Annotated in this window: 3 protein-coding genes and 1 pseudogene; all 4 read left to right on the forward strand. The window is 44.0% G+C overall.

The genetic code is table 11. The annotated features are described in order from the left end of the window. Window positions 1-1,603, forward strand: a 1,603-nt coding sequence (locus IE055_RS05085) for a polymorphic toxin-type HINT domain-containing protein (RefSeq protein WP_189398889.1), incomplete at its 5' end; no start/stop codon positions are given. 30 nt (window positions 1,604-1,633) lie between these two features. Beyond that, on the forward strand, window positions 1,634-2,332 hold the full coding sequence (locus IE055_RS05090; RefSeq protein ID WP_189398890.1) for a hypothetical protein: 699 nt from the start codon (window positions 1,634-1,636) through the stop codon (window positions 2,330-2,332). A gap of 176 nt (window positions 2,333-2,508) precedes the next feature. Beyond that, the gene (locus IE055_RS05095) at window positions 2,509-3,438 is read left to right on the forward strand and encodes a DUF6161 domain-containing protein (protein WP_189398891.1); all 930 of its coding nucleotides are present in this window, start codon (window positions 2,509-2,511) and stop codon (window positions 3,436-3,438) included. Between the two features lie 279 nt (window positions 3,439-3,717). Further along, window positions 3,718-4,191: pseudogene (locus IE055_RS18160) on the forward strand (hypothetical protein); the annotation flags it as partial.

Below are 4,191 nucleotides of genomic sequence, written 5' to 3' on the forward strand. Positions count from 1 at the left end.
CGGCCAGGAACACGACGAAAACACCGGCCTAATTTATTTTGGGGCACGTTACTACGACCCCGACACCGCCCGCTTCATCAACGAAGACACCTACCTCGGCGAAAGCAACACACCGCCAAGCCTGCATCGGTATTTGTATGCGTATGGGAATCCGACGGTGTATATGGATTCTACAGGCCATGCGCCTGTTACCGCCGAAATGGTAGAAGGCATGGATCAAAAAGTTGCCGATATGAAAAAATTTGCGCTGCAGGAACGGGCAAATGGCAATCATTTTTCTGGGACGATGGTTGAAGTCGGAGCCGCTGCGCATTCATTAATCGGTGGCATAATCAGTCTCGTAGATTTTGGTGCGGACGCGGTTATTGATGAAGTTGCTACCAAAGCTGAATACCTTGGGTATGAACCAAGTGAATACGGCATGGTGGCTAATTCACGCAAAAACTTGCAAGATACTGCGGATAACTTCAAGGAAACAGTTTCTTATGTTGCAGAGAAATCATTAAGTAGAGATGGGCGAGCTGAGCTGGGTACTCCGATGGTGGAGTGGGCACACGATTTTGCAGCAGGAGATCACCAGGCAGCACAATCTGGTTCGATGTTCTTTACTGAACTCGGAGCGGGAAGTGTTGGCGGTTCCCAATTAAAAGCTCTTAATTCTGTAAAGAAAACCAATGGACTGGCTAAAGTAGATTCATCTCCGACACTTACTTCTGAGAAACCAAATCTTGGTGACGGAAATAATCACCAAAATATGGATATCGGAAACAGTGCCGGATGTAAGCCTTGTTGTTTCGTAGCCAAAACTCCAGTATTGACAAAAGACGGATTGAAACCGATTAGTCAGGTTGTAGAAGGGGAATTGGTCGCTTCTCGTGACGTCGAAAGTGGTGAAATATCATGGAAGCCTGTCGTTCAAACCTTTGTTTTTGACGACGATAGAGTCACCTATCTGCTTACCTTAATCAATGTTGATGGTCTCGAAGAAAAGTTCGAAGTGACAGACAATCACCCGTTCTGGGTGCAGGGCATTGGTTGGGTTGACTCTATAGATTTACGCTCTGGAATGAATATCCCGAGTTACAAAGGTGGTTATCTAACCGTAGTTGATATTACACCACTAGGTAAGAGCCCTGTTACCTATAATTTCGAGGTTGCGGATTTCCACACATATTTTGTTGGGGAAGAGCAGGCGTTAGTTCATAATTGTAGCTGTAACTACCAGACTCTGACGCGTGGCGTTGCTGGTCAAAAAATTCGGGATCCCTACACAAATCAGTATAGAGATCCGACTGCTGATGAGGTGATCTCTGGTGATCATATTTACCCTAAAAATTTGATTGAAAAACTTCCTGGTTTCGATGACCTAACTGATGCCCAGAAACGAGAGCTGATTCATGATATGGAAAATGTTCAACCTCTTCCTAAACCATTGAATCAATCGAAGAGTAATCGTGCACCTGATAGTCCTAAAGGCCCGTGGGAAAAGGCTAAAGGGAACGAGTTGAATGAGGACTACAGAAAATGGTTAGAGACCGAGCAAGAAGTTCAAAAACAACGTCTTCAAGATAGGATTGATACTTATCTTGATGAAAATGATTAGCACAAAAATAATATATATCGCAATTAGAATATGAGTATTAATAAAGCTAAATATGATGCTTGTTACTTCATTGGTGATGATTTGCCGACTGAATTCACAGGTAGATTGGACTCATCAATTATTGATGTTTTTAGTCAAGGCAAGAATATTTTTCTAGTCGAAATTCAATCTCTATTTCCAGAAATTCATGATTTTTTTGAACAAGAAACCACGGAGCTATTCTTGGTGCGAAATGACCTTGGCTCTCGTCCTCTTTTTCATTGGGCTCTAGAGTCAGAGGGTTTCAACATTTATTCTTCAGTCCCTCGAACAAACAGGAAGCTGAAGCAAATGAGGAGTGAAAAGAGCTATTTCAATTCGCTACCCGACTCTATAAAGCCTTTCTACTATATTTTTAATGGCTTAGACTTGACAAGTGAATACCATCTTCATCCTTTTCAAGGTGGATTTCTTTTATCTTTCAGCAACTGGTACGATATTGATATTCTTACTCAATATCTAGGTCATTCAGCTGACATTAAGTTTCTAAAAGAAGAATTTGTAAATGGCGACATTCGAGTAATCGCTAGGGGGGGGGGCGATGAAGTCCTGTTGCTTGATTTAAAGAATGGTGGACCACTTTATTGTGCCAAATGGGGGAAATTTATGGAGTTAAAGCAAATCATAAACCCTCATACTTATCTTACCGAAATGTTTTTTAAATCAATTGAGATGCTTAGAAATGGATAGTCTGTGGTTAATGCCCAAAAGCGATTCTCTGCGACAACAGACTACCTATAGTCGACATGAAGGTTGGCAAAGCTCGAGAGTATTTTGCAGCAGTGTAGTGAGAATTATCTCAACGAGTACTTGATTGTATCCAGATCTCACTTAAGGCCATTGAGTCTATTATTAGGAGTTCAGATATGACAAAAGACAAAGCTATGGAATCTATTCAGACTCAAAAGCTTGAATTGGAAAATTGGCAAGGTGGCACCGAGGCTACACTTGAGAATGCACGGGAATTTATCCAGCTTGTTGAGGATACAGTGTCTGGGACACCCGATTCTGCACTATATCATAATACGTTTGAGGAGATTTCGAGGACATTGCCTAGCATTATCGGTAACAATCGTAACAACAATTCTGGCTTTGCGAATCAAACTAATCAGTTTCTAAAACTTCTGGCTCCATTGTCACTCCCTCGGGGTGTCGCTTCATTGAAGAGAGTGAACTCTGAGCAAGAGCAGCTTATCGTAGAACTTCAAGAAACTATTGAGAAGGCGCGCAATGATTTAAAACTCTATGATGAGGCTGCCGAAAATCAAAGAGCTCAGCATGAAGAGGAAATGATCAAGATAACAAGGTCGCACAATGAACAGCTGCAATTCGAGGTGCCATTAAGGACTTGGGTTTTGGCATACAAAGGGTATAAAACTCAAGGCAACTGGCTAATGGGTTGGCTTATATCTCTCACGTTAATTGTAAGTTTCCTTTTGACTTTATTATTGTTGGTAACGCCCGACCATGTTCTTCTTATGTTTTCAGCTGATGACAAAAGTGCGGCGGTAAGATGGTCTTTTACATTTTGTATATTAGTTGGATTCCTAGCGTTTGCTATTCGTGCTATTACAAGGGCGATGTTCAGCTCTTTTCATCTCGCACGAGATGCAAATGAGCGTGCACTTCTCACGAAATACTATTTAGGTTTGATTCGAAAAGGAGTTTTAGAGCCAGAAGACCGTGCGATCATCATGCAGTCACTCTTTAGCCGATCCGACACGGGGCTATTAAAAGATGATGGATCTCCAACTATGGCTGGTGATCTCGTAGCGAAGGTCAAATCAAATTCGTAAACTAGCTAACTTGGCAACGATGTAAACTGTCAAGAATCACTTAACGCGACGTCAAAATTTGAGGCGGCGTAATCAGACAACGGTAACCGCACCCATGTCACCTCCGTCGGTGGCAGCACCAGCTACACTTATGACAATCGTAATCGCCTGCGCACCGCGACCACCGAGAACGGCACCAGCACCTACACCTACACCTACACGGCAGACAGCAAGCAAGCGCAGGTCGAATACCCCAATGGCACCATCACGCGCTATGATTACGATGCGGCAGATCGCACCGTGTCGGCCATTAACGAACGTGTGGTGGGGAATGCCACTGAACTTATATCGCGCTTTGATTACGACTATGATCTGAACAGCAACCGCGTGCTGCAAACCGAGACGCAGAACGGGTTTGCGGAACGTAAGATTCAGACCACCTCCTACGAGTACGACAACGCGGACCGCATGACCGGTTACGTCATCACCGATCAGGAAACCGGCGATGTACACACTGCGGATTACACCTTCGACTTTAACTACAACCGCATCACCGAGGTCGAGAAGCAAACCATTGGCGGTGTCACCACCACCATCAAAGACCGCACGTCTGCGTACGATGGGAACAACCGTCTAACCAGCATTACCGATAATCTGGATCCAGATAATAACAGCATCGACTACACCTACGATGCCAACGGCAACACGCTCACCAAAACCGACAACACCCAAAGCGTGCCTGCGCTCACCACGTTCCGGTACGACAGTCGCAAT

The sequence above is a fragment of the Arenicella chitinivorans genome (assembly GCF_014651515.1).
In the GTDB taxonomy this organism is placed as follows: domain Bacteria; phylum Pseudomonadota; class Gammaproteobacteria; order Arenicellales; family Arenicellaceae; genus Arenicella; species Arenicella chitinivorans.